Source organism: Burkholderia sp. D-99, assembly GCF_011605345.1.
In the GTDB taxonomy this organism is placed as follows: domain Bacteria; phylum Pseudomonadota; class Gammaproteobacteria; order Burkholderiales; family Burkholderiaceae; genus Burkholderia.
The window spans coordinates 56,496-81,581 of the sequence record NZ_JAAOXM010000006.1; the positions used below are offsets into that span (position 1 = coordinate 56,496).

Here is a 25,086-nt window from a genome sequence, read left to right on the forward strand (position 1 = left end):
CCCCGTGTCGGGCACGGCTCACCCGTCGACCGCCTCCGGCAGCCGCGCGATCGCCTTGATCTCGAACTGGAAGCCGTACAGCCAGGTCACGCCGACGGCGGTCAACGTCGGATGCGGTGCGTCGCCCCAGTATTCAGGGACGATCTCCCAGATCCGCTCGAACGTCGCTTCGGGATCGACGAGGAACACCGTCACGTCGACGACGTCGTCGAACGTGCAGCCGGCCGCGCGCAGCACCGCATTCAGGTTGTCGAACGCGCGGCGGACCTGCGCGCCCAGTTCCGGCTCGGGCGAGCCGTCCTCGCGGCTGCCGACCTGCCCGGACACGAACAGGAAACCGTTCGAGCGCACTGCCGGCGAATAGCGGTTGCGGTCATACAGCGCCTGGCGACCGGGCGGAAAAACTACGCTACGCTTTGCCATTCAACACCTCCATCAGTTTGCGGGGCAAAACCGCCCCTGTATCAACGATGGAAAGCACTTTATGGACCGTTGCGCGGCGGATAAACCGGCAACCTTGTCCAACACTGTTTGCGCTCTCCAAACAATGTCCGACCGACGCGGAGCCCTGACCCCATGGATCGATTCGACGCAATGCAGGCGTTCGCCCGCGTGGTGGAAGCCGGCAGCTTCACGAAGGCCGCCGACACGCTGCACATGAGCCGCACCACCGTCACGCAACTGGTGCAGCAACTGGAAGCGCGGCTGCGCGTGAAGCTGTTCAACCGCACGACGCGCAAGGTCGTCGTCACGGCCGACGGCGCCGCGTACTACGACCGCGTGGTGCGGCTGCTGGCCGACATGGACGACGCCGAAACGAGCCTGTCAGTTGCATCCGCATCGCCCCGCGGGCGGCTGCGCGTGGACGTGCCGAGCCCGTTCGCGCGCCTGATCCTGATCCCCGCGCTGCCCGCGTTCCATGCGCGCTATCCGGACATCCAGCTCGACATGGGCGTGAGCGACCGCGTGGTGGACGTGATCGGCGAGAACGTCGACTGCGTCGTGCGCGGCGGCGAACCGACCGACCGCTCGCTGGTCGCGCGGCAGGTCGGCGACCTGCGGCTCGGCGTGTACGCGTCGCCGGCCTATCTCGCACGCGCCGGCACGCCGGCGCGTCCGGACGAGCTGGAGGACACCCATCACCGGATCGTCGGGTTCCTGTGGGCGCGCACCGGCAAGGCGTTGCCGTTTGCGATGGCATGCGACGGCGAGCAGATCACCGTGCGCGGGCGCTACGTGCTGGCGGTCGACGACGGCAATGCGTACCTCGAGGCCGGCCTCGCCGGGCTGGGCATTCTGTGGCTGCCCGACTACATGGCCGCCGCGTATCGCGCACGCGGCGAACTGGTGCCGCTGTTCGAACGATGGCAGCTCGAACCGATGCCGATGTACGTCGCGTTCCCGCCGAACCGGCACGTCAGCGCGAAGCTGCGCGTCTTCATCGACTGGGTCGCCGAGCTGATGGCGCAGCATGCGCCGGTCGCGAACCGGCGCCGCGGCGGCCACGGTTCGCGCAGCGCGCGCAAAACCGCGGCGACCTGAAGCGCGCGGAGCGGTCCGCGCATAAAAAAACCCGCGCATCATGCGCGGGTTTCGACAGACGCTGGCTGAAACTCCGGTGACTCAGGCCGTCAGCGCGGTCAGCGCCTCGTCGGTGAGCCACAGCGATTCCTGCAGGTCCTGCTCGTTCAGGTTCAGGCCGTCGCCGCCGCGGTCGACGACGATGAAGTCGCTGACGCCACCGAGCGCGATCAGCGGGTGATGCCACACGCCCTTCGCGTAATTGACGCCCTGCCACCCGCTCGTCACGAACGCGCGGATCTTTGCCGGATCGAGATCGCCCGCGGGTGCCACGACGACGAGATACGGCTGGTCGTTCAGCGGCACGAAGGCCTGGCTGCCGAGCGGGTGCCGCTCCAGCATCTTCACTTCGAACGGCAGCGTTCGCGGCTGGCCGCGGAACAGGTTGACGAGCGTGCGGCCGTCTTCATCGGTCACGTCGACTTTCGCGAGATCGTGAAAGCGGATCGTGGTGCCGAGGTTGATCGGGATCTGCTTCGCCCCTTCCGTTTCGATCACGTCGCCGAACGGCGCGAACGCTTCCTTGGTCAGCGGTTCGATGGCAAGCGTCTTCATTTGTCGAGCGTCCCCCACAAGCGCAGGCGCGATACGCCGCCGTCCGGAATGATGTTCAGTCGCACGTGCGTGACGGGGCCGAGCGACGCGATGCCTTGTTCGAAGTAGTGCTGCTTGTCCATCTGCAGCTTCTGTTCGCCGAGCAGCTCGGGCCAGAACATCGACTGCGTGATCAGCGAGCTGTCCGTGCCGCCCGACACGTACGCGGCCTGGATCGAGCAGCGATCCGGGTAATTGCCCTTGAAGAACGCGGTATCGACTTCGATCTTGCGGATCACGCCCGGCTGCGCGAGCGCGATGATCGCCCAGTCGTTGCCCGGTTCGCGGCGGCGGCGGGTTTCCCAGCCGTCGCCCATGTTCACGCCGCGGCCCGGCAGCAGCAGGTTCGACGCGACGCCGAAGTGCTGGTTGTTCGCGGCCACCACGTAACCGCCGTTTTCCATCGCCGCGAGATCGAACTGCTCGGACGCGCTCGCGCCGGCCCAGTCGAGCTGCGGCTGGCCGTACACGCGCAGGCGTGCAATGCCGCCGTCCGGGTAGATGTTCACACGCAGGTGCGTGAAGGCACGCGCGTCACTCGCTTCGACATAGTGATGGCTGTTGCCCTGCAGCGTCGTCGACGGCACGATCTCGACCCACTCGGTCGCATGCGTCGGCGCACCGTCGGCCACGAACGCGGCCTCGATCGACGCGGCCGGCGGGAAGTTGCCGGTGAAGTGGCTCGTGTCGATGTCGAAGCCCTTGATCACGCCCGGGCGCGCGAGCTTGACGATGCACCAGTCGTAGCCCGTCGTGCGCTTGCGGCGCGTTTCCCAGCCGTCCATCCACTTGCCGTGGTCGTCGTACTTGCCGGGGATGAAGACGGCCGGCTCGGGGTTCAGCATCCGGTCCTTCGGCGCGAAGAAATCGTCGCTGGCTTCGAGCGCCTGCGCACCGAGACGCGGGTCGGCAAGGTTCACGTAGCGCCGCGTGAAGTCGGGTGCGTTGGGATCGAGAAGCGGAACAGCCATGATGTTTCCTTGTTTCAGTGAGGCGATCAGGCCGCTGCGACGCAGCAGGCCGTATTGCGGTGTCAGGCGTCGATCAGGTCGTCGAGGCGGAAGCGTGCGATCCGGTAGATCTGGTCGAGGCTCGCGCGCAGTTCCTCGGTGCGCGAATGATTCACGCGCGACTCGAAGTTCGCGATGATGCCGTGCCGGTCATAACCGCGCACCGCGAGGATGAACGGGAAGCCGAACTTCTCGCGATACGTGCGGTTCAGCGTCAGCAGCTTGTCGAATTCTTCCTGCGTGCACTGGTCGAGGCCCGCGCCGCTCTGCTCGCGCGTCGACTCGGCCGTCAGCTCGCCGCGCACGGCGGCCTTGCCGGCCAGCTCCGGGTGAGCGTTGATCAGCGCGAGCTGGCGCACTTCGCCGCCCGTTTCCACTGCACCCGACATCGTCTCGTGCAACGCGTCGATGCTCGCGAACGGGCGCTTGCCCGCAGCGACCTCGGCCACCCACGGCGAATGTTCGAAGATCCCCGACAGCGCCGCGACAAATGCGCTCGGCGCCATCGTATTCAGTTGATTCAACGTGTAGCGCATCGCCTTCATGCTTTCCCTTCGTTCTGATGATTGGGCTGATACGGATGATGTTCACGCCAGTGACGCGCGATATCGACACGGCGCGTCACCCATACGCGATCGTGCTTCTCGATGTGATCGAGGAAACGCTGCAGCCCGCGGAACCGGCCCGGCCGGCCGAGCAACCGGCAGTGCATGCCGATCGACAGCATCTTCGGCGCTTCGTCGCCCTCCGCGTACAGCACGTCGAATGCGTCGCGCAGGTAGTCGAAGAAGTGATCGCCGGTGTTGAAGCCCTGCGGCGTCGCGAAGCGCATGTCGTTCGTGTCGAGCGTGTACGGCACGATCAGCTGCGGCGACGTCTTGCCGCCCGACACTGCGACGTCCATCCAGAACGGCAGGTCGTCACCGTAGTTGTCGGAGTCGTACAGGAAACCGCCGTATTCCGCGACGAGGCGGTGCGTATTGGGACTGTCGCGGCCGGTGTACCAGCCGAGCGGGCGCTCGCCCGTCACGCGCTCGATCGCTTCCATCCCGAGGCGCATGTGCTCGGCCTCGAGTTCCGGCGACATGCTCTGGTAGTGGATCCAGCGCCAGCCGTGGCACGCGATTTCATGGCCCAGCTCGACGAACGCGCGCGCGAGGTCCGGGTGGCGTTCGATCGCCATGCCGACGCCGAATACCGTCAGCGGCATCCCGCGCTTCTCGAATTCGCGCAGGATGCGCCATACGCCGGCCCGCGAACCGTATTCGTAGATCGACTCCATGCTCATGTGGCGGTCGGGATACGCGGCCGCACCGACGATTTCGGACAGGAACTGCTCGGAGCCCGGATCGCCGTGCAGCACGCAGTTCTCGCCGCCCTCCTCGTAGTTCAGCACGAATTGCACGGCGACGCGGGCGCGCCCCGGCCAGTTCGCCTGAACGGGATGGCGGCCGTAGCCGATCAGGTCGCGAGGATAGTTGGGATCGAGTGACATGGGTTCGAAGTGCGACGAAAGCTCGCTGAAATAATGGGTTCGCATCGACCGCGCGGGTGCCGGAGGCCGGCCGCGCAAGCCGATGCGATGACGGCCCAGTGTAGCGAAAACGCCCATACGCGCCCATACAGCGACGCAGATAGTGCGTGTCAGACGGTGTGTATGTGCGGTTGCGGCAAATTCGGGACCGATTCTGCCTCATCCCCGTCCGGCGGGCTGAAGCGGGCGAACGCGCCGTCGTAGCGCTTCGGCAGCGGCCGCGCGTAGTCGCCGCGCTTCGCTGTCGCGAGGCGCAGCGCGACGAGCGCCTCGGCCCACTTGACGGCCGCCGTGACGCCTTCGACCACCGGCGCGCCGATCTGCTGCTCGATCTCGTGCGTGAACTCGGCCATCCCTGCACAACCCAGCACGATCGCGTCGGCGCCGTCCTCGTCGAGCGCGCGCCGGCATTCGTCGACGATGATCCGGCGCGCGGCCGGGCCCGGCCGGTCGAGTTCGAGCACGGCGACGTCGGTCGCGCGCACGTTGCGGCAGAACCGCTTCATCCCGTAGCGCTCCGCGAGGTGCCAGGCCATCCCGCAGGTGCGCGCGAGCGTCGTGACGACCGAGAAGCCCGGCGCGAGCACGCTCGCCGCATGCATCGCGGCCTCGGCAATGCCGATCACCGGCCCGCGCGCGAGCTCGCGCGCCGCATAAAGGCCCGGATCGCCGAAGCACGCGATCACGTATGCGTCGCAGCCGTCGCGCTCGCCCTGCGCGATCTCGGCAAGCAGCCCCGGCGTCGCGAGCGCCTCGTCGTAATACCCTTCGATCGACGGCGGTCCCATCGGCGGGCTCACCGCCACGATCTCCGTGCCGGCGGCCGCGACCTCGCGCGCGCAGCGACCCATCGCATCGGTCATCCGCTGCGTCGTATTGGGATTGATCAGTCGGATCTTCATCGCACGCTCCTCAGGCCTTCGTGCTCACGAGCAGCCGGTAGAACACGAAGCCGAGCCCCGCGCCGATGAACCACGAGAAGTTCGCGACGCCCTGCCAGCCCGGCACCATCACGCAGACGACCGCGATCACTGCGGCCGGCAGGAGCGCTGCGAGCGCGCGTCGATTCACGCCGCCCGTGTACCAGTACGACCCGCTTTCCGACATCGTGTACAGGTCGTCGCGCACGAGCCTGCCGCGCTTGACGAGGTAGAAGTCCGCAATCAGCACGCCGTACAGCGGGCCGATGAACGCGCCGAGCACGTCGAGCGTGTAGTGGATCACGGCCGGGTTGTTGAACAGGTTCCACGGCGTGATGAAGATCGACGCGACGGCCGCGAGCATCCCGCCCGCGCGCCAGCTGATCAGGCGCGGCGCGACGTTCGAGAAGTCGAACGCGGGCGACACGAAGTTCGCGACGATGTTGATGCCGATCGTCGCGATCGTGAACGTGAGCGCACCGAGGATCACCGCGGTCGGATGGTCGATGCGGCCGACCGTCTCGACGGGATCGGTGATGAGTTCGCCGAACACGGGCAACGTCGCTGCCGTCGTGATCACCGTGACGAGCGAGAACGCGAGGAAGTTGACCGGCAACCCCCAGAAATTGCCGCGCTTCACTTCGCCGAACGAGCGGCAATAGCGCGAGAAGTCGCCGAAATTGAGCATCGGCCCGGAGAAGTACGACACGACCAGCGACACGGCCGTGATCATCACAGGAATCACTTCCGCACCGTGATACTTGACGCCGCCGAGGTTGATGCCGATGTTGCGCCAGCCCGCGCGCCACACCATGTAGCCGGCGAGGATGAACATCACGACGTAGACGGCCGGGCCCGCAAAGTCGATGAACTTCTTGATCGTCTCCATCCCGTTCCAGAACACGAACGCCTGGAGCACCCACAGCAGCATGAAACCGGCCCAACCGACCGCCGACAGCCCGAGGAAGCCGTAGCGATGGACGTCCGCGTAAGGCAGCCATTGCGGGAAGAATTTCAGCACGACGATCACGAGCGCGCTCGACGCGAGATACGTCTGGATGCCGTACCACGCGATCGCGATCAGCCCGCGGATCACGGCCGGCACGTTCGCGCCGAGCACGCCGAACGTCGCGCGGCACGCGACCGGATACGGCACGCCGATTTGCTGGCTCGGCCGTGCGATCAGGTTGCACAGCACGTTCACGAGGCCGATGCCGACGATCAGCGCGAGCAGCACCTGCCAGCTCGTCAGCCCGAGCGCGAACAGGCTGCCCGCGAACACGTAGCCACCGACGCTGTGCACATCCGACATCCAGAACGCGAAGATGTTGTACGAACCCCATGTCTGATTTTTAAGGGGTGCCAAATCTTCGTTGTACAGACGTTCGCTGTAACCATTCGGCAGCGTCGGGTCGCCGCCCTCGCCGCCTTCTTCCGCCGGATAGGCGCTCTCGTGCGCCACACTGAACTGAGCCATGACTTCTCCTTGACGCGGCCGGGCGGCCGCTCCACCGTCATCGATATCGCTCCGGATCGACGCCCGGAGTCGGACCAGCGGCCCGCGGCAAACACCGCGGGCCTGCATTTCGCTCGTTTTTGTGGCGCGCGGCCGGGTTCGCGTCGCCGCTCAGGCGCCGCCGAACACTTCGCGCAAATCGACCTGCCCCTGTGCGGGCCGGTCCAGCATCTTCAGTTCGACATGCTGCAGGTGGTGCGCCATCAGCGTCACCGCCCGCTTCGGATCGCCCGCCTCCAGCGCGCCGAGGATCTCGTCGTGGTCGTCGCACGAGCACGGGCTGCGCCCGTGCGATTCGTACAACGCGGACATCAGCGTCGAGCGCGCGACGAGCCCTTCGAGGCACTCGCTGAGCGTCGCATTGCCCATCAGCGTGGCGAGCGCCGTATGGAATTCGCCCGACAGGCGGATCCACGCCGCGAAGTCGTGCCGCTCGAACGCCTTGCGCTCCTTGTCGATCAGCGCGGCGACCCCCTTCAGACGCTTCGCGCCGGGCCCGGTCGCGAGCCGCTCGACTACGGCGAGCTCGATGATCCGGCGCATCTCGAACACCTCGTGCACGTCCTGCAGCGTCGGGCTCGCGACGAACGCGCCACGGTTCGGCTCGAGATCGACCAGCTTGTCGGTCGCGAGCTGCGCGAGCGCCTGGCGGATCGTCCCGCGCTTCACGTCGAACACGTCGCAGAGCTGCGCCTCCGTCAGCTTCGCGCCGGGCGCGAGCCGATGCTCGAGGATCGCCGTGCGGATCCGCTCGGCGATCGCTTCGGGACCGGCTGCGCCGGACGGGTGGGATTCGGGCTCGTTCATGATCGGCATCGCGTGATGATCCTCATCCTAGGGCGGACATAAAGATTGTCAACAATTCTTTTCCTGCATTGCGCACAATCGACGTGCATCAATGCGACCCGGTTCGGTGCACGATGCGTCGAATCCATGCACGGCAAGGCTGAGACACACGACAGAGGCCATTCTCGTCGTATACCCTCCGGGCCATTTTGTTGACAAAACTGGTGCAAAATTCGGCGACGATCCTGCTGGAGTCGACGAAAAAACTGACCGTTAGTTGCGCATTTACATAAAGAAAAAGGCGGAAAAACCGCCTTTCGATCGATCGCGTCCGCCTCAGCCGAGGTGCGGATAGTCCGACAGCGTGAGCCGGAAACCGTGCGCATTCGCGACCAGTTGCGCCTGCGCGCCGAACGGCAGCGTCAGCAGGTCGGGCACATGGCCGAACTGGAGCCCCGTGACGACCGGAATCCCCACCACCTCACGCACCTGGTCGATCATCGCCTGCATGTCGTAGCCGTTGTCGTACTCGAACGGCCGCGCGCCGGTGAACTGGCCGAGCACGAGCGCCTGCTGGCGCGCAAGCAGCCCCGACAGGTGCAGTTGATAGATCATCCGTTCGATCCGGAACGGCTGCTCGTTGACGTCCTCGATGAACAGGATCCCGCCTTCGATGTCGGGCATGTACGGCGTGCCGACGAGCGACGTGAGGATCGCGAGGTTGCCGCCCCACAGCGTGCCCGTCACGTTCACGGTCTGCACCTGCGGCGCTTCGGCGATGATCGTCGTGGTCGGCTGCGTCAGCGTCTGCCAGAAGTGCTGCATCGTGAAGTCGCTCGGCGTTTCCGCGCCGAAGTCGGCGGACAGCATCGGGCCGCCGAAGGTCTTGATGCGCGCCTTCGCATACAGCGCGAGCTGGAGTGCCGTGAAGTCGCTGTGCCCGACGAGCGCGACCGGCTGGTCGCGCAGCCTGCGTTCGAGCCCGCGGTAGTCGAGCCCGTGCAGGATGCGCGCGGCGCCGTAGCCGCCGCGCACCGCCAGCGCGATGTCCGGCAGCGGCCGCTCGGGATCGGCGAGGCGGTTCAGGTCGCCTGCCCGCTCTCCGTCGGTGCCGCCGAACCGCTGGAAGCGTCGCTGCGTCGCTTCGATGTTCTCGATGCGGTGCTGTGCGGTGCTGAGGCGCTCGAGCGCACGATTGATCGCGTCGGGGTCGTGCGGATAGCCTGACGGCGCAAGCAGTCGGATGGTGTAGGACGCGGCGGGCTGGAAGGACATGGCGAAAGGTGTCGGGTCGTCAAACCTGCTTAGAGGGTCCGAACCGTCTCCGGTTCACGAAGCCGTGCGCACCCGGCCCGCGCCGGGCGGCGGGCGCGCCTATGACGCGCCGGATTCGGCGTCGCGGGCCAGCCGTGCTTCGCGCAACGCGCGACGGCGCTCGGCGAAGAACGACTTCAGCGCGGCGCCGCACTCGTCGGCGAGCACGCCGCCGGTCACTTCGGTATGGTGGTTCAGCTGCGGGTTCGCGAACGCGTCGATCACGCTGCCGCAGGCGCCCGTCTTCGGATCGGCGGCGCCGTAGACGACCCGCGCGATGCGCGCATGCATGATCGCGCCCGCGCACATCAGGCACGGCTCGAGCGTCACGTACAGCTCGCAGCCGGGCATCCGGTAATTCTGCAGATGCTGCGCGGCCATGCGCAGCGCGGCCATTTCCGCATGGGCCGACGGGTCGTGCCCGCCGATCGGATGGTTGAAGCCGCGTGCGATCACTTCGTCGCCGCGCACGAGCACCGCACCGACCGGCACCTCGCCGGCCGCGCGCGCCTCTTCGGCGGCGGCCTGCGCGAGACGCATGAAATGCAGGTCGCGCACCGATACGGGCGCGGCTTCGGGAACGGGAAAATCGGCGGCGGGTTCGGCGGCCGCGGCGGCGGCCGGCCGGGCTGCGTCGTGCAGCGCGTCGGACGTCACATCGGCCCCGCTTCGGCGGGCGCTTCATCGAGCCCGCGCTCGCACAGGCGCTCCGCGATGCGCCGGCAGTAGTCGCGCGGCATCACCATCGGGCCGCCGCGCAGCGATTCCAGTGCCATATCGAGCGCGAGGATCTTCGCCTGCAGCCGGCACCGCGCGGCACGGTCGCTGACCGCCTGCACTTCGTCATGCAGGTTGCGCAACGCGCGCAATTGCTCGACGGCCGGCGGCACGAAGCCCGCATTCTTCAGGATACGGTTGGCCACCCGCACCTCCTCGGGCACGAGCAGGTCGTCATCCAGCGCCAGCGGCGCGCCGGTACCCGGCAAATCGTCGAACTCGCCCCGCGCGGCGGCGGCGGCAATACGTTGTTCGACAAGGGCGTCAAGCAATCTCATCAGTCAATCGGAACAATGCGGCAGGCCGAATTCTAGCAGGGTGACGCGGGTATGACAGGCCCTTCGAATATATGCTCGATATTGTATTTTTAGGGGCCGAATCGCGGCGCATGCGCGCCGATCGGCATCATTTGCCGCCCTGCTGCGCCGCAGCGGGCTGCGGGCCGCCCACGTACCCGCCGCCACACGCGGTGTCGGGCCCTGTTTTTATCGGTGGCAACGCGCGCCGAGCCGCGCCGATCCGGTGAAATGCAAGCCGCCCCGCTTCCGGCTCCGGGTCACGCGGCCACGATTTCCGGTCGCGCTTTCGCGAACGGGCGGAACATCATCGCCATCAGGAACGCGCCGACGCCGATCGCGAACGAACCGACGTACAACCAGCCATAGCTGCCGAACGTGTCGACGATCAGGCCGCCGGCCACGGGGCCCGCGGCCATCCCGAGGCTGCCGGCCATCGCACAGCCGCCGATCACGGTGCCCATCATCCGCAGCGGGAAGTTCTCGCGCGCGAGTACCGAATACAGCGGCATCACGCCCGCATAGATGAAGCCGAACAAGGTCGCGACCGCGTAGAAGCCGTCGAGCGTGCGCACGAAGGCGTACCCGAGCGCGCCCAGCGCCTGCGCGAGCAGCCCGGCCACCAGCATGCGCTTCGCGCCGATGCGGTCGCCCAGGATCCCGAACGCGATCCGGCCGCCCATGCCGGCGAGCCCTTCGACGCTGTAGATCGACACCGCGACGATCAACGGGATCCCGCACGTCACCGCGTAGCTGACCGTATGGAAGATCGGACCCGAATGCGTCGCGCAACAGAAGAAATTGGTCAGCAGCAGCACGATGAACTGCGGCGAACGCAGCGCGTGCGCGACCGACATCGCCCCAGGCTCGCCGGCTGGCGCAGCGGCTGCCGGGGCCGCATGCGCACCGTCGAGCGCGGGCGCCCGGCGCACCAGCAGCGACACCGGAATCATCACGACGGCGGCCAGCGCCGCCATCAGCAGCATCGACGTGCGCCAGTCGCGCACCGACACGAGCCACGCGGCCAGCGGGGCCATCGTCATCGGTGCCATCCCCATGCCGGCCGACACGAGCGACACCGCCAGGCTGCGGTGCGTGTCGAACCAGCCCGTCACGCACGCCATCATCGGCGCGAATATCGCAGCCGTCGCGCCGCCGACGGCGAGGCCGAACGTCAGCTGGAACACGAGCAGCGACGGCGCGCGGCTCGCCAGCGCCAGGCTTGCCGGCAACAGGACGGCACCCATGATGACGACCGGGCGCATGCCGATGCGGTCCGACAGGCTGCCCCACCCCATGCTCGCGAAGGCCATCGCGATGAAGCCAAGCGTCATCGCGCCGGAAATGCCGGTCATCGACCAGCCCGTGTCGCGCGCGATGGCGCGCAGGAAAACCGGCAGCGAAAACATCGCGCCGACGGCGATGCAGCCCATCAAGCCGCCCGCGGCGACGATGACCCAGCGATATCGGGAATCCTGCATGGGATGCCTCCTTTTCGTTACGCCAATCCTCGGTAACCGGGCGCCACCCGCGTGGCGCCCTGCCCGGTCGACATGGATACGACGGGCGACGCAACGGGAAATCGACATGCACGGCACACGCGCCGGCGAATTTCCTGATTGTCCGCCGCTCCACGCCGCCCGCAACGGGCGGATCGGGCCGACACCGCATGCCGGATCCACCGTTCGGTCCGGCCCCTGCCGCCGTGCTTTTCCGGAATCGGAAAGTCGAAATCAGAAATGGTTGGTTGGGACGTGCCATCGCGCTGACTACACTCGAGCGATCTTGTCATAACAAGTTGACCGATGACCTCACCCAACGTCGTGCCGCTGTCGGCGGCCCCGCTCTACGTGCAGATCAAGGACACGCTGCGTGCGCGTATTCTCGACGGCACCTATGCGCCGCACAGCCGGATGCCTTCCGAGCACGAACTCTGCGCGGCGTTCGGCGTCAGCCGGATCACGGTGCGCCAGGCGCTCGGCGATCTGCAGAAGGAAGGACTGCTGTTCAAGCTGCACGGCAAGGGCACCTTCGTGTCGAAGCCGAAGGCGTTCCAGAACGTGACGTCGCTGCAGGGCTTCGCCGAGGCGATGTCGTCGATGGGCTACGAGATCGTCAACCAGGTGCGCAGTGTCCGCACCGTCAAGGCCGACCGCCATCTCGCGACAAAGCTGAACGTGCCCGAAGGCGCGCCGCTCGTCGAGATTCACCGCGTGCGGCTGCTGAATCGCGAGCCCGTGTCGCTCGAACAGACCTGGGTGCCGGAAGCACTCGGCAAGCGCCTCGCGGGTGCCGATCTCGCGACCCGCGACATCTTCCTGGTCCTGGAAAACGACTGCGGCATCCCGCTCGGCCATGCCGACGTGTCGATCGACGCGATCCTCGCCGACGACGAGATCGTCGATGCGCTGCACGTCGAGGAAAGCAGCCCCGTGCTGCGCATCGAGCGCCTCACGCATGACGCGTCGGGCGCGCCGATCGACTACGAATACCTGTACTTCCGCGGCGACGCCTTCCAGTACCGGCTGCGCATCGACCGGCAAAAGCCGCGCCAACCTGCAAGGAAACAGCGATGACTACCCATGTACTCGAATACGACATCGTCGTGGTCGGCGGCGGCACGGCCGGCCCGATGGCGGCGATCAAGGCGAAGGAGCACGACCCGTCCCTGCGCGTGCTGCTGCTCGAAAAAGCCAACGTGAAACGCAGCGGCGCGATCTCGATGGGGATGGACGGCCTGAACAACGCGGTGATTCCCGGGCATGCGACGCCCGAGCAATACACGCGCGAGATCACGATCGCCAACGACGGGATCGTCGACCAGGAAGCCGTGTACGCGTATGCGGCGCACAGCTTCGCGACGATCGAGCAGCTCGACCGCTGGGGCGTGAAGTTCGAGAAGGACGGCACCGGCGACTACGCGGTGAAGAAGGTCCACCACATGGGCTCGTACGTGCTGCCGATGCCGGAGGGGCACGACATCAAGAAGGTGCTGTACCGGCAACTGAAGCGCGCACGCATCGCGATCACCAACCGGATCGTCGTGACGCGCGTGCTGACCGATGCGCAGGGCCACGCGAGCGGCGTACTCGGCTTCGACTGCCGCACGGCCGAGTTCCACGTGATCCGTGCGAAGGCCGTGATTCTCTGCTGCGGCGCGGCCGGCCGCCTCGGCCTGCCGGCCTCGGGCTACCTGATGGGCACGTACGAGAACCCGACCAACGCCGGCGACGGCTACGCGATGGCCTATCACGCCGGCGCCGCGCTCGCGAATCTCGAATGCTTCCAGATCAATCCGCTGATCAAGGACTACAACGGTCCCGCATGCGCGTACGTGACGGGCCCGCTCGGCGGCTTCACCGCGAACGGCAAGGGCGAACGCTTCATCGAATGCGATTACTGGAGTGGCCAGATGATGTGGGAGTTCTACCAGGAACTGCAGAGCGGCAACGGCCCGGTGTTCCTCAAGCTCGATCATCTCGCGGAAGAAACGATCCAGACCATCGAGCAGATCCTGCATACGAACGAACGGCCGAGCCGCGGCCGCTTCCATGCGGGGCGCGGCACCGACTACCGCAGCCAGATGGTCGAGATGCACATCTCCGAGATCGGTTTCTGCAGCGGCCACAGCGCATCCGGCGTATACGTGAACGCCCGCGCGGAGACGACCGTGCCCGGGCTCTACGCGGCCGGCGACATGGCGGCCGTCCCGCACAACTACATGCTCGGCGCATTTACGTACGGCTGGTTTGCCGGGCAGAACGCGGCCGACTACGTGACAGGCCGCGAGCATGCGCCGGTGGACGACGAACAGGTCGCCGCCGAACGCACCCGCGCGCTTGCGCCACTGTTGCGCGAGCGCGGCCTGGCACCGGCGCAGGTCGAGTACAAGCTGCGCCGCATGGTGAACGACTATCTTCAACCGCCGAAAGTGACACGCAAAATGGAAATCGGGCTGCAACGCCTTGACGCCATTACTGAGGATATCGAAGAGATAAAGGCAAACCATCCGCACGAACTGATGCGCGCCGCCGAGGTGCGCGCGATCCGCGACTGCGCGGAAATGGCCGCGCGCGCGTCGCTGTTCCGCACCGAGAGCCGCTGGGGGCTGTACCACCATCGCGTCGACTTTCCGCATCGCAACGACGCCGAATGGTTCTGCCACACCTGGCTGCGCAAGGACGCCGACGGCGCGATGCGCAGCGAGAAGCGGCCCGTCGAACCGTACGTCGTGCCGCTTGCGGACGACGATCGCGACGCCTACACGAACCTGCGCATCCGCGAACCGGCCGCACTCGCTGCCGCCCTCTGAGGAGCCCTACCGTGCCCCATACCCCGCACGACATCTTCCTGCGCAGCAGCGCGCCCGTGACGATCGACGAGGAACGCTGCATCGCCGACAAGGGCTGCACCGTCTGCGTCGACGTGTGCCCGCTCGACCTGCTCGCGATCGACTTGACCAAAGGCAAGGCCTACATGCAGTTCGACGAATGCTGGTACTGCATGCCGTGCGAGCGCGACTGCCCGACCGGCGCGGTCAAGGTCGACATCCCTTACCTGCTGCGCTGAGCGAGCGCGCGGCCGATCGTCGTCGTGCCGCGCGCGCGGGCCGCGCATCGACGACGTGACGGCCGGGCCGGCGTTCGCCAGGTTCGCGTCGCCATACCGCGCCGTCCATGCGCCGCGCTCCGTGAGCAGCAGCTCCTTCACCGAACCGATTTTTGCCCATGACCGCTTTCTTTTCCACCACCCCGCTGCCCGGCACGCACGATCCGGATCGTGCCGCACTCGCCCTCCGCCTCGCCGCGCCCGACGCATCCGTGCGCCGCATCGCACTGCTCGAGCTTGCCGATCTCGAGGAGTCCGATCTGGTGCCGTCATTCGTTGCGGCACTGTGCGACGATCCGTCGGCCGACGTACGCAGCGAGGCTGCGCGCGTGCTCGGCGCATGGGAACAGCCCGACGTCGTCGACGCACTGTGCGGTGCATTGCTCGATCCGGACGAAGGTGTACGCGCCGCCGCCGCGCAGAGCCTGTCCGAACTGAAGGACCCGGCATCGGGTGCCGTACTGTGTCGATGGGCCGCCCGGCCCGAGCCGTTCGTGCGCCGCGCCGTGCTGCGCGGATTGCGCGAGTTGCGCGACCCCGACGCGTTCGCGCCGGCGCTGCACGCGCTCGACGCCGAACACGCTGCCGTGCGCGCCGAAGCCGTGGCGGTGCTCGGCTGGCTCAGGGATCCGCGTGCGCTGCCGCCGCTCGCGCGCATCGCGACCACCGATGCCGCAGCGGACGTGCGACGCGCCGCGGTCGGCGCGATCGGGTTCGCGGCACCCGACGATGCGGCCACCATCGACGCACTGTTTGCCGCGCTGCGCGACCGCGAATGGCAGGTGCGCGAGGAAACGGCCACGACGCTCGGCAAGTTGCGTGTCACGGCCGCGCGCGAACCGCTCGTCGCCGCGCTCGACGACGACTACTGGCAGGTACGCTTGCGTGCCGCGCGCTCGCTCGGGCAACTGCGCGATGCGGCCGCGGCGCCGGCCGTCGTCGCGCTGCTGTCGCATGCGATCAGCAACCTGCGCAAGGAAGCCGCGCTTGCGCTCGGTGAATTGCGCGACCGCACGACGTTGCCCGCGCTGACCCACGCGCTGGAGGATCACGATCCGGAAGTACGCAAGGCCGTGCGAATCGCGATCCGGCAAATCGACGAGGCGTCGCGATGATCTCGCCGACCGAAATCGCACTCGACCACCCGGCACGCACGTTGACACTCCGCTGGCCGGACGGCCGCACGCAACGCATCGGCTATGCGCGGTTGCGCGGCGATTGCCCGTGTGCGGAATGCCGAAGGATCCGGCTCGACGGCGGTCGTGTCGATGCGCGGCCCGACCTGACGCTGGACAGCCTCGAGCCAGCCGGCTACGGCATCCGCGCCCGGTTCGGCGACGGTCATGCGCGCGGCATCTATCCGTGGCCATATCTGGCGGATATGGCGGATACGGCGGACATGACGGCGCGGCCGTGACGTGACTCCCGCGCGTGCGCGGACGACATGACAGGTGTGCGGAAACGCTGCGATACTGACGCCCACGATCGTCTCCACCCACCGTGGGAGCCAGAACATGCAAACCGCAGTCGGATTCATCGGCCTCGGCGTGATGGGCACGCCGATGGCACTCAATCTCGCGCGGGCCGGCACGCCGCTCGTCGTATGGAGCCGGTCGCACGGCAGCGACGATGCGTTGCGCGACGCCGGCGCACGCGTGGCCGAGCACGCCGATGACGTATTCGCCGCCTGCCCGACCGTGATCCTGATGCTCGCGAACGACGCGGCGATCGACGCCGTTCTCGCGCGCGGCACGCCCGGTTTCGCCGCCCGTGTCGGCGGACGCACCATCGTGAACATGGGCACGAACGCACCCGGGTATTCGCGCGCACTGGCCGATGAAATCGCTGCCGCGTCGGGCCGTTACGTCGAAGCGCCGGTGTCGGGGTCACGCAAGCCGGCCGAAGCCGGTCAACTCGTCGTGATGCTCGCCGGCGCGCCGGACGACGTCGACGCCGTCCGCACGCTCGTGAAGCCGCTGTGCCGCGACAGCTTCGTATGCGGCGACGTACCGTCGGCGCTGACGATGAAGCTCGCCGTGAACCTGTTCCTGATCACGATGGTCACCGGCCTGACCGAAGCCACGCATTTCGCACAACGCCAAGGTATCGATCTCGCCCGCTTCGCCGACGTGCTGAATGCGGGCCCGATGGCGAGCGACGTGTCGCGCGTGAAGCTCGGCAAACTCGTCGCCGCGGATTTCTCGGTGCAGGCCGCGATCACCGACGTGCTGAAGAATGCGCGCCTCGTCGCCGAATCCGCGCGCGACATCGGCATCGCGTCGCCGCTGCTCGACATCTGTCACGCGCTTTACGGCGAGACCGAGCGGGCCGGACATGGCGCGGACGACATGGTCGCCGTGATCCGCGCGATCGAGCAACGCACGCACGACGTGCGGTGAATCGTCACCGGCCGCCCGACACCCTCGAACACGCCCGCACGTAGACCCCTCATGTCCGATTCGCCCCGCTCCCCGACCACCGTCATCGCCTCCGTACGCCCCGTTCCCGCCGTGATCGGCATCGTCCTGCGGGAACGCGACGTGCTGCTGGTACGCCGCGCCAATCCGCCCGATGCGGGCTGCTGGGGCTTTCCCGGCGGCAAGATCGAAGCAGGGGAATCGATTGCGAACGCGATCGTGCGCGAGATCGCCGAAGAGACGACCGTCGACGTAGAAGCACGCGACACCTTTACCGCGCTGGATGCCTTCGATTACGATGCCGGCGGCAACGTGCGCCAGCATTTCGTCATGGTCGCGGTGCTGTGCACATGGCTGCGCGGCACGCCTGCTGCCGGCGACGATGCGCTCGACGCGCGCTGGTTCGATCTCGCCGAACTCGACCGCGACGATTTGCCGATGAGCGCCGGCGTTCGCGACGTCGCGCGACGCGCGATCGAGCGTGCGGCGGCCCTCGGCGACGCACCGCGTCCGGCCATTACCTGAAACAACGCCATCTTTCCAGCGCCCCTTGCGAGCGGCCCGATCGGGGCCATGACGGTGTCGGCTGCCCGCCGACCTTCAAACTACCCATCAAAACAGGTCAAACCATGATCAGCATTCGCAAATCCACCGAGGCTGACGGCGCACGCGTGCTGGATATCTGGCGCAACGCGGTCGACGCCACGCATCACTTCCTGAGCGACGATGACCGCCGCGCGATCGAATCCGACGTGGTCGCGTTCCTGCCCGGTGCGCCGCTTGATCTCGCCGTCGACGAGGCCGACCGCGCGATCGGCTTCATGCTGTGCGACGACAGTCACATGGAAGCCCTGTTCGTCGATCCGGCTCACCATGGCGCAGGTGTCGGGCGCCTGCTCGTGGAAGAGGCACTCAGGCGTCACCCCGACCTGTCGACCGACGTCAACGAGCAGAACGAATTGGCAGCGGGATTCTATGAACGGCTCGGCTTCGAGCGCTGCGGGCGCTCGGCGCTCGATGGACAAGGGCGGGCCTATCCGCTGATTCACCTGCGCTATCGCGCGGCACCGCCGTCCTCGCCGCGGCACGCATAACCCCCTGCTGGCGCGGGGTATCACGCCGCCTTCCACGGCTCACGCGCCGGGCGCGCCAAAGCAGCTGCGTGCTACCGAGTCCGCGCCACGCATGCAGCACGCGCACCGATACGCGTGCCACGTGGCACGTCACGCGCGACGCATCGGCAGCACGCGTTCGACGATTGAAAAAGCGCGCTGCATGAAACCGTTGAACCGGTCGGCATCGCGCCGCAGCCCGGCCTGTTGTCCGCCGATCAGGCACAAGTGCACGGCCTGCCCGACGATCTCGGCCTCGCCCGACGTGCGCACCAGCCGGCGCGACGTCTCGATCGCAAACGCGAGCCGCGCCGCGTCGACGCGCTGCTGGAATTCCGCGACCAGCGGATCGTGCAACGCCCATGCGCGGATCGCGATTTCTCGCCCGGGCCGTTTCTCGGCAGCGATGCGCAGGTAGCGCGCCAGCGTATCGCCGGCACCGCGGCCCTCGGCCGCATACGCAAGCATGCGCGCGGTGTAGTCGTCCTCCCACGCGGTCAGCAAGGTCGTGACGAAGTCCTCGCGATTGCGGAAGTGGTGATAGAACGATCCGCGGGTCACGTTCAGCCGTCGCGCAAGGCTTTCGGCCGAAATGCCCGTATACCCTTCCCCGTCGAGGGCGTCGAAGCCCACGGCAATCCAGTCGTTTCGCGTCAGTGTGCTCATCGTCATCGCCATACAGGCTGTGTATGGTGCGGCATGGACAGATAGGCTGCGAACTCTATCACGGCCGCCGCCGCATCCGGCAGCGTGCCACTACGCATGGAGTCCGCCTTGAAAGACATCGCGCTCGTCGCATTCGACCGGTTCACCGACATCGACCTGTTCCTGATGTGGGACATTCTCGGTCGCAACAACAAGGACTGGCGCGTCCGGATCCTGGGTGCGCAGCCGGTGCTGCATTCCGCCCATGGCCTGGCCATCCCGACCCACGGCCCGCTCACCGACGCCAATCGCGCCGACGCGATCCTGTTTTCGAGCGGCAAGGAAGGCGTACCGGCCGCGCTCGCCGATCCGGATTTCCTGCAGTCGTTCGATCTCGATCCCGAACGCCAGCTTGTCGGGTCGATCTGCGCCGGCGCCTTCATTCTCGAACGGCTCGGGCTGCTGCCCCAGCGCCGCGCCACGACGCACCCTGAAGCGCGGAACGGTTTGCAGGCACTCGATCTGCAAGCGATGGATCAGCCGCTGGTGTGTCACGGCAACGTCGCGACCGCGGGCGGTTGCCTTGCGTCGCTCTATCTGACCGGATGGCTGGTGGAAGCGATGTTCGATGCGGACAAGCGGCGCGAGACGCTGCTGCCCGTGCTGCCTGCCGGGCAACGGGAGATTTACGAAGACCTGATCGCGTTCAGCCTCAGGCAGGGTGCGGGACAAGCGACGGGCCCGGTCCGGATCGTCGAAGGCAAAAACGGGCTTGCGGCATGACGCGCGGATCGATGGGCTGCCGATAATCGGCAGCCAGCACCCTGTTGCAGCGTCGTGCGTCCTGCCGAGCCAACGGCGGATCGGGACGCATTCGCGGGCGGTCCGCGTCATCGATCGGGTCGGCTTGCGCCGCACGGTTGGTCGTTTCCCGGGCTGAACGAGTCTGTCGCGGGCCTGAAGATGCTAACCTCTCGGCCTCTCTGAACGACACCGCGTGAAGCAACAGGATTCGACCATGCAAACCGTTGCGGTACTGGACTTCGAAACAACCGGACTTTCGCCGAACCTGGGCGACCGTGCGACCGAAATCGCCGTCATCCTCCTGCGGGACGGACAAGTCGTCGACCGTTTCCAGAGTCTGATGAATGCGGGCAGACGCATCCCGTCGGATGTCGTCGCGCTGACCGGCATTACGAACGAGATGATCGCATCGGCACCCCCGGCATCCAAAGTCATGAAGGAAGCGGCGGCGTTCGTCGGCAAGCATGCGGTCGTGGCCCACAACGCCGGTTTCGACAAACGGTTCTGGCAGGCGGAACTCGGGCTGCTCGGCATGACGGCCGAGCATGCGTTTGCCTGCACGATGCTCGTGGCGCGACGTATCTACCCGGATGCCCAGAGTCACCGCCTGTCGAGCCTGGTGGATATGCTGCGGTTGCCCAAGTCGGGCCGTGCGCACCGGGCGATGGTCGATGCCGAGATGGCCGGTCACCTGTGGTGCCGGTTGCAGCACGACATTGCGCGGACTTACGGGCTGGATCGCATCGATCACGCGCTCATGGCACGTGTCCAGGCGACGGCGAAGGCGAAAGTGCCGCTGTACTTGCGTTCGCTCGCGGGCTCGCACGCGTGAGAATCGGTCGACCACCGCAGGCGATCGCCATCAGGCGCACAGAGGATTGCCGCATCACGCATGCCGCACGACGTTTCATGATTCAGGCACCGCGTTAACGCAAAACGGCTTGGCAATCGCCAAACCGGTTCTCGACGAATTTTTGACGACCACGGCCTGCGTGCAATGAGCCGCCCTCACCAAGCCGCAGACAATTCCGCCGATGCTTCGCCGGTCGGCTTTGCGTGGCAAACACGGCTTGCGCCATCGGAAGAACCGGAAGCCGGCGCGGCCATGCGTTTGGCACTTCAGTAACTTGAGCCGATGCACGCGACCCGACACGAACTGAAAAAAGGCCATGCGGTCGCATGGCCTTGGGCGATCATTGCCGCAGGTACTGAAAAATCGTTTCAGGTGCTTAGGCGAAAACGGCGTTCAACGTTGCAATGATTGCTGTCTGGCTGCCCCCTGCCAGCGGAACCGTCACCGTCGATCCACTAAAGCCAACCACGCTTTGCCCGGCTGGAGCCGGCTGTACAAATCGATTCTGGGTGGCTGAGCCGGCCATACTGCCGAATGGGCCATAAGTGACCCCGCTTTTCCCGGTCAACGACAGTTGCAAAACACATTGCCAGCCATACCACACGCCCGTGTAGCCGGAAATGGACACGATCGGATCGTTAAGCGGGATATTGAAGGTTTGCGCACCCCCACTGTTTCCGCCGTGTTGCAACAAGGTAAATATTCCGGTTCCCGTTCCCTGGGTGCCGGTGTTATAGGGCCCCGTCCCGGTATTGACAGCCTGAATCGCGTTGAGCACGTCGCCTGATCGGATCGTCATCTGGGTAAGGTTGGGATTGCCCGCTGCGTTGATAATCGGCGTGTCGTCGAAGATGTTGCTGGAGGGTGGATTGCCGAGTTGATCAAGAATCATGAACTGCGCTTGCTCGAACTGGAAGTTTCCAGAATTGAAGCGCCAGACAAAAATATCTTGATAGTCATATAGCGCGCTCCCGAAAGAAAAACCTTCCGAAACCATGCTCCACACCTGTTGCGCGCTGGCATTGGGGGCTGCATTTCCTGGCTCAAACTGAGCCCCATAGCCAATCCTGGACGGCGATATTCCGGCATCGAGGAACGCTGATAGCGGCGTGCCGTCATAGAATTGCGGCGAGACAAAATCGAATTTGCTATTGACTGCAGAATAATCAGTCGTGTCGGTGGGCCACGCGGGCGTGAATGACAGATAATATTTCACGGGCTGCCGATCAAATTCATTGCGAATTGCAGAAAACAGGATCTGGAACTGCGATCGCGTCATTTTCTCGGAAACATCGCCTTCCCAATCGATGTCCAAGCCATTCATTCCATTATCTTTAAGATATGCCACCAGATTATTTGCAAAGTTACTTGCCTGCGTTTGCGGATCCCCGCTCCCTGAAAAAACCGCCGCCAAGGTATTGGCACCGGAATACACCATTGTGGCCAGAAATTTTATTCCGGGATTGACCTGACGCGCATCGCGGAGCACAAAATTCAAATAATCCTGATTAGTCAGGCCACCCGGATGAGATGAGTTGCCGATTTGGATCGTGGAACCCTGCGCGGCGGGAATGACTTCAAAAAAAGCAATGCCAAGAAAACTTGCACTGTCGTAAACCTTGCAATCGACGAGCGATTGATAGCAACTTTCTGGACTGTTGTAGTTGGTTTGTGGCGGTTCGTCTTCGTTCAAGAAAATCCACGCATTGATGCCGTTTTGTAGGTTTGCCATTTTTCTTTCCTGTGACGTAGCGTTTTTGGGCGGTGGCGCGCGACGCTGCAACTACAGTAGAAGGCCACCAAATACCACGGCCAATTGACCGTGGCGCATCAGCAATGCGGTCACGCCCAGAGACGACACAGCCACGCAATGAACTGAGGCGTTCCACGTTGCTGAAGATCAGTATAGGAAATGGCGAAAGACAAAACCTTCCGAACTGCGTGAAAAGAATATCGATTCTTTGGAAAAACACACGACACCAATTCGACGGCAAAAACCCTATCGCGCGCAACAATGTACTTTCGGATTCGTCATTCCGGCTCCATTACGCCGGCTGCCGACACATTCACCAAAGGTCTTCGTCACGACGCGCCGCTGCTTTTTCCTCTGCTTCGCCACGGCCAGGCACCCGTCTTCACGGACGGCACGCCGGCATCCAGCAGTTTTTCCCGCGCCAACGCCAGCGAAATACACCCTCGGCCATTGCGGCCGATTGTCATCGTTTCTCGCCGCTCAATAATGCGGCAATCGTATCGAAAAAGGAAATGGTGAACGCCGGAGATACTGCGACATATATGCCGCCGCAGTCAGCGATCTTGTACAGGGCTGTACGGGGTTTGAGGTTGCGGAGTGTGAATTCAGTGAGCTGCTTTTCTCGTTCTCGTGATTGGCAAAGCTTTTACCGCTGCCAACCACGAGCCCTCGATGTGCCCGCAAACCCGCACCACGCCCGGAATTTTGGAAGGAGTTTTACTGCCACGACCGAATCACGCTGCCGGTAGATTATCGAGTCGCAATCATGCATCCGGCATATACCGCCCGCTCCACCGTCATTTTGCGGCGCTCACTCGGCGGGCGGTCTCCGGAATCGTCGAAAGTTCGCTTCTAGATCAACGGCTTACAACCATGGGGATCACAACGGAAATCCCGCAAGGTACTGCGTAAGCCATTGATTTCAAGAGGAACGTTTTACCACTCACTCCCACTCGATCGTCGCCGGCGGCTTGCCCGAGATGTCGTACACGACCCGGTTGATCCCGCGCACCTCGTTGATGATCCGGTTCGACGCGCGGCCGAGCAGCGCGTACGGCAGGTGCGCCCAGTGTGCGGTCATGAAGTCGGTCGTCTGCACGGCGCGCAGCGACGTCACGTAGTCGTACGTGCGGCCATCGCCCATCACGCCCACCGACTTGACCGGCAGGAACACTGCGAACGCCTGGCTCGTCAGGTCGTACCAGCTCTTGCCGACATCGGCTTCGCCGCACAGGCCGGCAGCCGCATCCTGCGCGGTCGCGGTCGTGTTGCGCAATTCCTCGATGAAGATCGCGTCAGCGCGGCGCAGCAGGTCCGCGAACTCGCGCTTCACTTCGCCGAGAATCCGCACGCCGAGGCCCGGGCCCGGGAACGGATGGCGGTACACCATCTCCGGCGGCAGGCCGAGCGCGACGCCCAGTTCGCGTACTTCGTCCTTGAACAGGTCGCGCAGCGGCTCGAGCAGCTTCAGGCCGAGCGTTTCCGGCAGGCCGCCGACGTTGTGGTGGCTCTTGATCGTCGTCGCCTTCTTCGTCTTCGTGCCGCCCGATTCGACCACGTCCGGATAGATCGTGCCCTGCGCGAGCCACTTCGCCTTCGACAGCTTCTTCGCCTCGGCCTGGAACACCTCGACGAACTCGCGGCCGATGATCTTGCGCTTCGCTTCCGGATCGGTCACGCCGGCCAGGTGGCCGAGGAACTGATCGGCTGCGTCGACGTGCACGACCTTCGCATGCAGGCGGCCCTCGAACATGTCGAGCACCATCTTGCCTTCGTTCAGGCGCAGCAGGCCGTGGTCGACGAACACGCAGGTGAGCTGGTCGCCGATCGCGCGATGGATCAGCGCGGCCGCGACGCTCGAATCGACACCGCCCGACAGGCCGAGAATCACTTCCTCGTCACCGACTTGCTCGCGGATCTTCGCGACGGCTTCCTCGATGTGATTCTTCATGATCCAGTCGGGCTTCGCGCCGGCGATCTGCAGCACGAAGCGCTCGATGATCTGGCGGCCCTTCAGCGTGTGCGTAACTTCCGGATGGAACTGCACCGCGTAGTACCCGCGTGCCTCGTCGGCCATGCCGGCGATCGGGCAGCTCGGCGTCGACGCCATCAGCGCGAAGCCCGGCGGCAGCTCGGCAACCTTGTCGCCGTGGCTCATCCAGACCTTCAGCATCCCGTGGCCTTCGTCCGTCTTGAAATCCTCGATGCCGTCGAGCAGGCGCGTATGGCCGTGCGCGCGCATTTCCGCGTAACCGAATTCGCGGTGGTCGCTCCACTCGACCTTGCCGCCGAGCTGCACGGCCATCGTCTGCATGCCGTAGCAGATGCCGAGCACCGGCACGCCGAGATCCCACACGGCCTGCGGCGCGCGCAGCTGGTGGTCTTCGTACGTGCTCGCGTGGCTGCCCGACAGGATCACCGCCTTCGGCGCGAATTCGCGGACGAAGTCGTCGGACACATCGTTCGGATGGATTTCGCAGTAGACGTGCGCTTCACGCACGCGGCGCGCGATCAGTTGGGTGACTTGCGAACCGAAGTCGAGAATCAGGATTTTGTCGTGCATGGC

Annotated in this window: 26 protein-coding genes; 11 read left to right on the forward strand and 15 right to left on the reverse strand. The window is 65.6% G+C overall.

Annotated features, from left to right (window positions below):
• Positions 1-18: 18 nt before the first annotated feature.
• Positions 19-423 (reverse strand): RidA family protein, encoded by a 405-nt coding sequence (locus HAV18_RS22215; protein WP_166959904.1) that lies wholly within the window; start codon positions 421-423, stop codon positions 19-21.
• A gap of 153 nt (positions 424-576) precedes the next feature.
• Here HAV18_RS22215 and HAV18_RS22220 point away from each other — a divergent pair, with 153 nt between their 5' ends.
• Positions 577-1,542 carry a LysR family transcriptional regulator gene (locus tag HAV18_RS22220; RefSeq protein WP_166959907.1) on the forward strand — a complete coding sequence of 322 codons (966 nt, stop codon included), beginning with the start codon at positions 577-579 and terminating at the stop codon, positions 1,540-1,542.
• 81 nt (positions 1,543-1,623) lie between these two features.
• On the opposite strand, the gene HAV18_RS22225 is transcribed toward HAV18_RS22220, so the two are convergent.
• The 11 genes from HAV18_RS22225 to HAV18_RS22275 form a co-directional block, all read right to left on the reverse strand.
• Complete coding sequence (locus HAV18_RS22225; RefSeq protein WP_166959910.1) at positions 1,624-2,136, reverse strand: ureidoglycolate lyase; 513 nt, start codon at positions 2,134-2,136, stop codon at positions 1,624-1,626.
• Positions 2,133-3,146 carry an allantoicase gene (gene alc, locus HAV18_RS22230; protein WP_166959913.1) on the reverse strand — a complete coding sequence of 338 codons (1,014 nt, stop codon included), beginning with the start codon at positions 3,144-3,146 and terminating at the stop codon, positions 2,133-2,135. The genes HAV18_RS22225 and alc overlap by 4 nt, the downstream gene beginning before the upstream one ends.
• Positions 3,147-3,208: 62 nt before the next feature.
• Positions 3,209-3,730 (reverse strand): 2-oxo-4-hydroxy-4-carboxy-5-ureidoimidazoline decarboxylase, encoded by a 522-nt coding sequence (gene uraD, locus HAV18_RS22235; RefSeq protein WP_166959916.1) that lies wholly within the window; start codon positions 3,728-3,730, stop codon positions 3,209-3,211.
• On the reverse strand, positions 3,727-4,680 hold the full coding sequence (gene puuE, locus HAV18_RS22240; protein ID WP_166959919.1) for an allantoinase PuuE: 954 nt from the start codon (positions 4,678-4,680) through the stop codon (positions 3,727-3,729). Before puuE ends, uraD begins: the two co-directional genes overlap by 4 nt.
• 149 nt (positions 4,681-4,829) lie before the next feature.
• Positions 4,830-5,621: an aspartate/glutamate racemase family protein gene (locus tag HAV18_RS22245; protein WP_166959922.1), complete on the reverse strand. Its 792-nt coding sequence runs from the start codon at positions 5,619-5,621 to the stop codon at positions 4,830-4,832.
• Between the two features lie 10 nt (positions 5,622-5,631).
• On the reverse strand, positions 5,632-7,116 hold the full coding sequence (locus HAV18_RS22250) for an NCS1 family nucleobase:cation symporter-1 (RefSeq protein ID WP_166959925.1): 1,485 nt from the start codon (positions 7,114-7,116) through the stop codon (positions 5,632-5,634).
• A 150-nt stretch (positions 7,117-7,266) separates the two neighbouring features.
• Positions 7,267-7,971: a GntR family transcriptional regulator gene (locus HAV18_RS22255; protein WP_166959928.1), complete on the reverse strand. Its 705-nt coding sequence runs from the start codon at positions 7,969-7,971 to the stop codon at positions 7,267-7,269.
• A 306-nt stretch (positions 7,972-8,277) separates the two neighbouring features.
• A complete protein-coding gene (gene ldcA / locus HAV18_RS22260; RefSeq protein ID WP_166959931.1) occupies positions 8,278-9,216 on the reverse strand; it encodes a muramoyltetrapeptide carboxypeptidase in 939 nt (312 codons plus the stop codon).
• A gap of 99 nt (positions 9,217-9,315) precedes the next feature.
• Positions 9,316-9,912 carry a tRNA adenosine(34) deaminase TadA gene (gene tadA / locus HAV18_RS22265; RefSeq protein WP_166959934.1) on the reverse strand — a complete coding sequence of 199 codons (597 nt, stop codon included), beginning with the start codon at positions 9,910-9,912 and terminating at the stop codon, positions 9,316-9,318.
• Positions 9,909-10,310 (reverse strand): DnaJ family domain-containing protein, encoded by a 402-nt coding sequence (locus HAV18_RS22270; protein WP_166959937.1) that lies wholly within the window; start codon positions 10,308-10,310, stop codon positions 9,909-9,911. The genes tadA and HAV18_RS22270 overlap by 4 nt, the downstream gene beginning before the upstream one ends.
• A gap of 278 nt (positions 10,311-10,588) precedes the next feature.
• Complete coding sequence (locus tag HAV18_RS22275) at positions 10,589-11,809, reverse strand: MFS transporter (protein ID WP_166959940.1); 1,221 nt, start codon at positions 11,807-11,809, stop codon at positions 10,589-10,591.
• A 324-nt stretch (positions 11,810-12,133) separates the two neighbouring features.
• Between HAV18_RS22275 and HAV18_RS22280 the strand changes: the two genes are divergently transcribed.
• The 8 genes from HAV18_RS22280 (at position 12,134) to HAV18_RS22315 (ending at position 18,447) form a co-directional block, all read left to right on the forward strand.
• Positions 12,134-12,904: a GntR family transcriptional regulator gene (locus HAV18_RS22280; protein WP_166959943.1), complete on the forward strand. Its 771-nt coding sequence runs from the start codon at positions 12,134-12,136 to the stop codon at positions 12,902-12,904.
• The gene (locus tag HAV18_RS22285) at positions 12,901-14,640 is read left to right on the forward strand and encodes a fumarate reductase/succinate dehydrogenase flavoprotein subunit (protein WP_166959945.1); all 1,740 of its coding nucleotides are present in this window, start codon (positions 12,901-12,903) and stop codon (positions 14,638-14,640) included. Before HAV18_RS22280 ends, HAV18_RS22285 begins: the two co-directional genes overlap by 4 nt.
• A gap of 11 nt (positions 14,641-14,651) precedes the next feature.
• Positions 14,652-14,897 carry a ferredoxin family protein gene (locus HAV18_RS22290; protein ID WP_166959947.1) on the forward strand — a complete coding sequence of 82 codons (246 nt, stop codon included), beginning with the start codon at positions 14,652-14,654 and terminating at the stop codon, positions 14,895-14,897.
• Between the two features lie 158 nt (positions 14,898-15,055).
• The gene (locus tag HAV18_RS22295; protein WP_166959951.1) at positions 15,056-16,051 is read left to right on the forward strand and encodes a HEAT repeat domain-containing protein; all 996 of its coding nucleotides are present in this window, start codon (positions 15,056-15,058) and stop codon (positions 16,049-16,051) included.
• Positions 16,048-16,353, forward strand: a complete 306-nt coding sequence (locus HAV18_RS22300; protein ID WP_166959954.1) for a DUF971 domain-containing protein — start codon at positions 16,048-16,050, stop codon at positions 16,351-16,353. The genes HAV18_RS22295 and HAV18_RS22300 overlap by 4 nt, the downstream gene beginning before the upstream one ends.
• Before the next feature lie 97 nt (positions 16,354-16,450).
• Positions 16,451-17,335 carry an NAD(P)-dependent oxidoreductase gene (locus HAV18_RS22305; RefSeq protein ID WP_166959958.1) on the forward strand — a complete coding sequence of 295 codons (885 nt, stop codon included), beginning with the start codon at positions 16,451-16,453 and terminating at the stop codon, positions 17,333-17,335.
• A gap of 51 nt (positions 17,336-17,386) precedes the next feature.
• A complete protein-coding gene (locus HAV18_RS22310; RefSeq protein ID WP_166959961.1) occupies positions 17,387-17,878 on the forward strand; it encodes an NUDIX hydrolase in 492 nt (163 codons plus the stop codon).
• 104 nt (positions 17,879-17,982) lie between these two features.
• Complete coding sequence (locus HAV18_RS22315; protein ID WP_166959964.1) at positions 17,983-18,447, forward strand: acetyltransferase; 465 nt, start codon at positions 17,983-17,985, stop codon at positions 18,445-18,447.
• A 129-nt stretch (positions 18,448-18,576) separates the two neighbouring features.
• Here the strand turns inward: HAV18_RS22315 and HAV18_RS22320 are convergent, their stop codons facing one another.
• Positions 18,577-19,131, reverse strand: a complete 555-nt coding sequence (locus HAV18_RS22320; protein WP_166959967.1) for a TetR/AcrR family transcriptional regulator — start codon at positions 19,129-19,131, stop codon at positions 18,577-18,579.
• Positions 19,132-19,227: 96 nt separating this feature from the next.
• Between HAV18_RS22320 and HAV18_RS22325 the strand changes: the two genes are divergently transcribed.
• Both HAV18_RS22325 and HAV18_RS22330 read left to right on the forward strand, forming a co-directional pair.
• Complete coding sequence (locus HAV18_RS22325) at positions 19,228-19,893, forward strand: DJ-1/PfpI family protein (protein WP_166959970.1); 666 nt, start codon at positions 19,228-19,230, stop codon at positions 19,891-19,893.
• 235 nt (positions 19,894-20,128) lie between these two features.
• Complete coding sequence (locus tag HAV18_RS22330; protein ID WP_166960553.1) at positions 20,129-20,746, forward strand: PolC-type DNA polymerase III; 618 nt, start codon at positions 20,129-20,131, stop codon at positions 20,744-20,746.
• A gap of 397 nt (positions 20,747-21,143) precedes the next feature.
• Here the strand turns inward: HAV18_RS22330 and HAV18_RS22335 are convergent, their stop codons facing one another.
• Entirely contained in the window at positions 21,144-22,499 is a 1,356-nt protein-coding gene (locus HAV18_RS22335; RefSeq protein ID WP_166959973.1) for a glycosyl hydrolase family 18 protein, read from the reverse strand.
• Between the two features lie 964 nt (positions 22,500-23,463).
• Positions 23,464-25,083 (reverse strand): glutamine-hydrolyzing GMP synthase, encoded by a 1,620-nt coding sequence (guaA, locus tag HAV18_RS22340; RefSeq protein ID WP_166959977.1) that lies wholly within the window; start codon positions 25,081-25,083, stop codon positions 23,464-23,466.
• Positions 25,084-25,086: the final 3 nt, after the last annotated feature.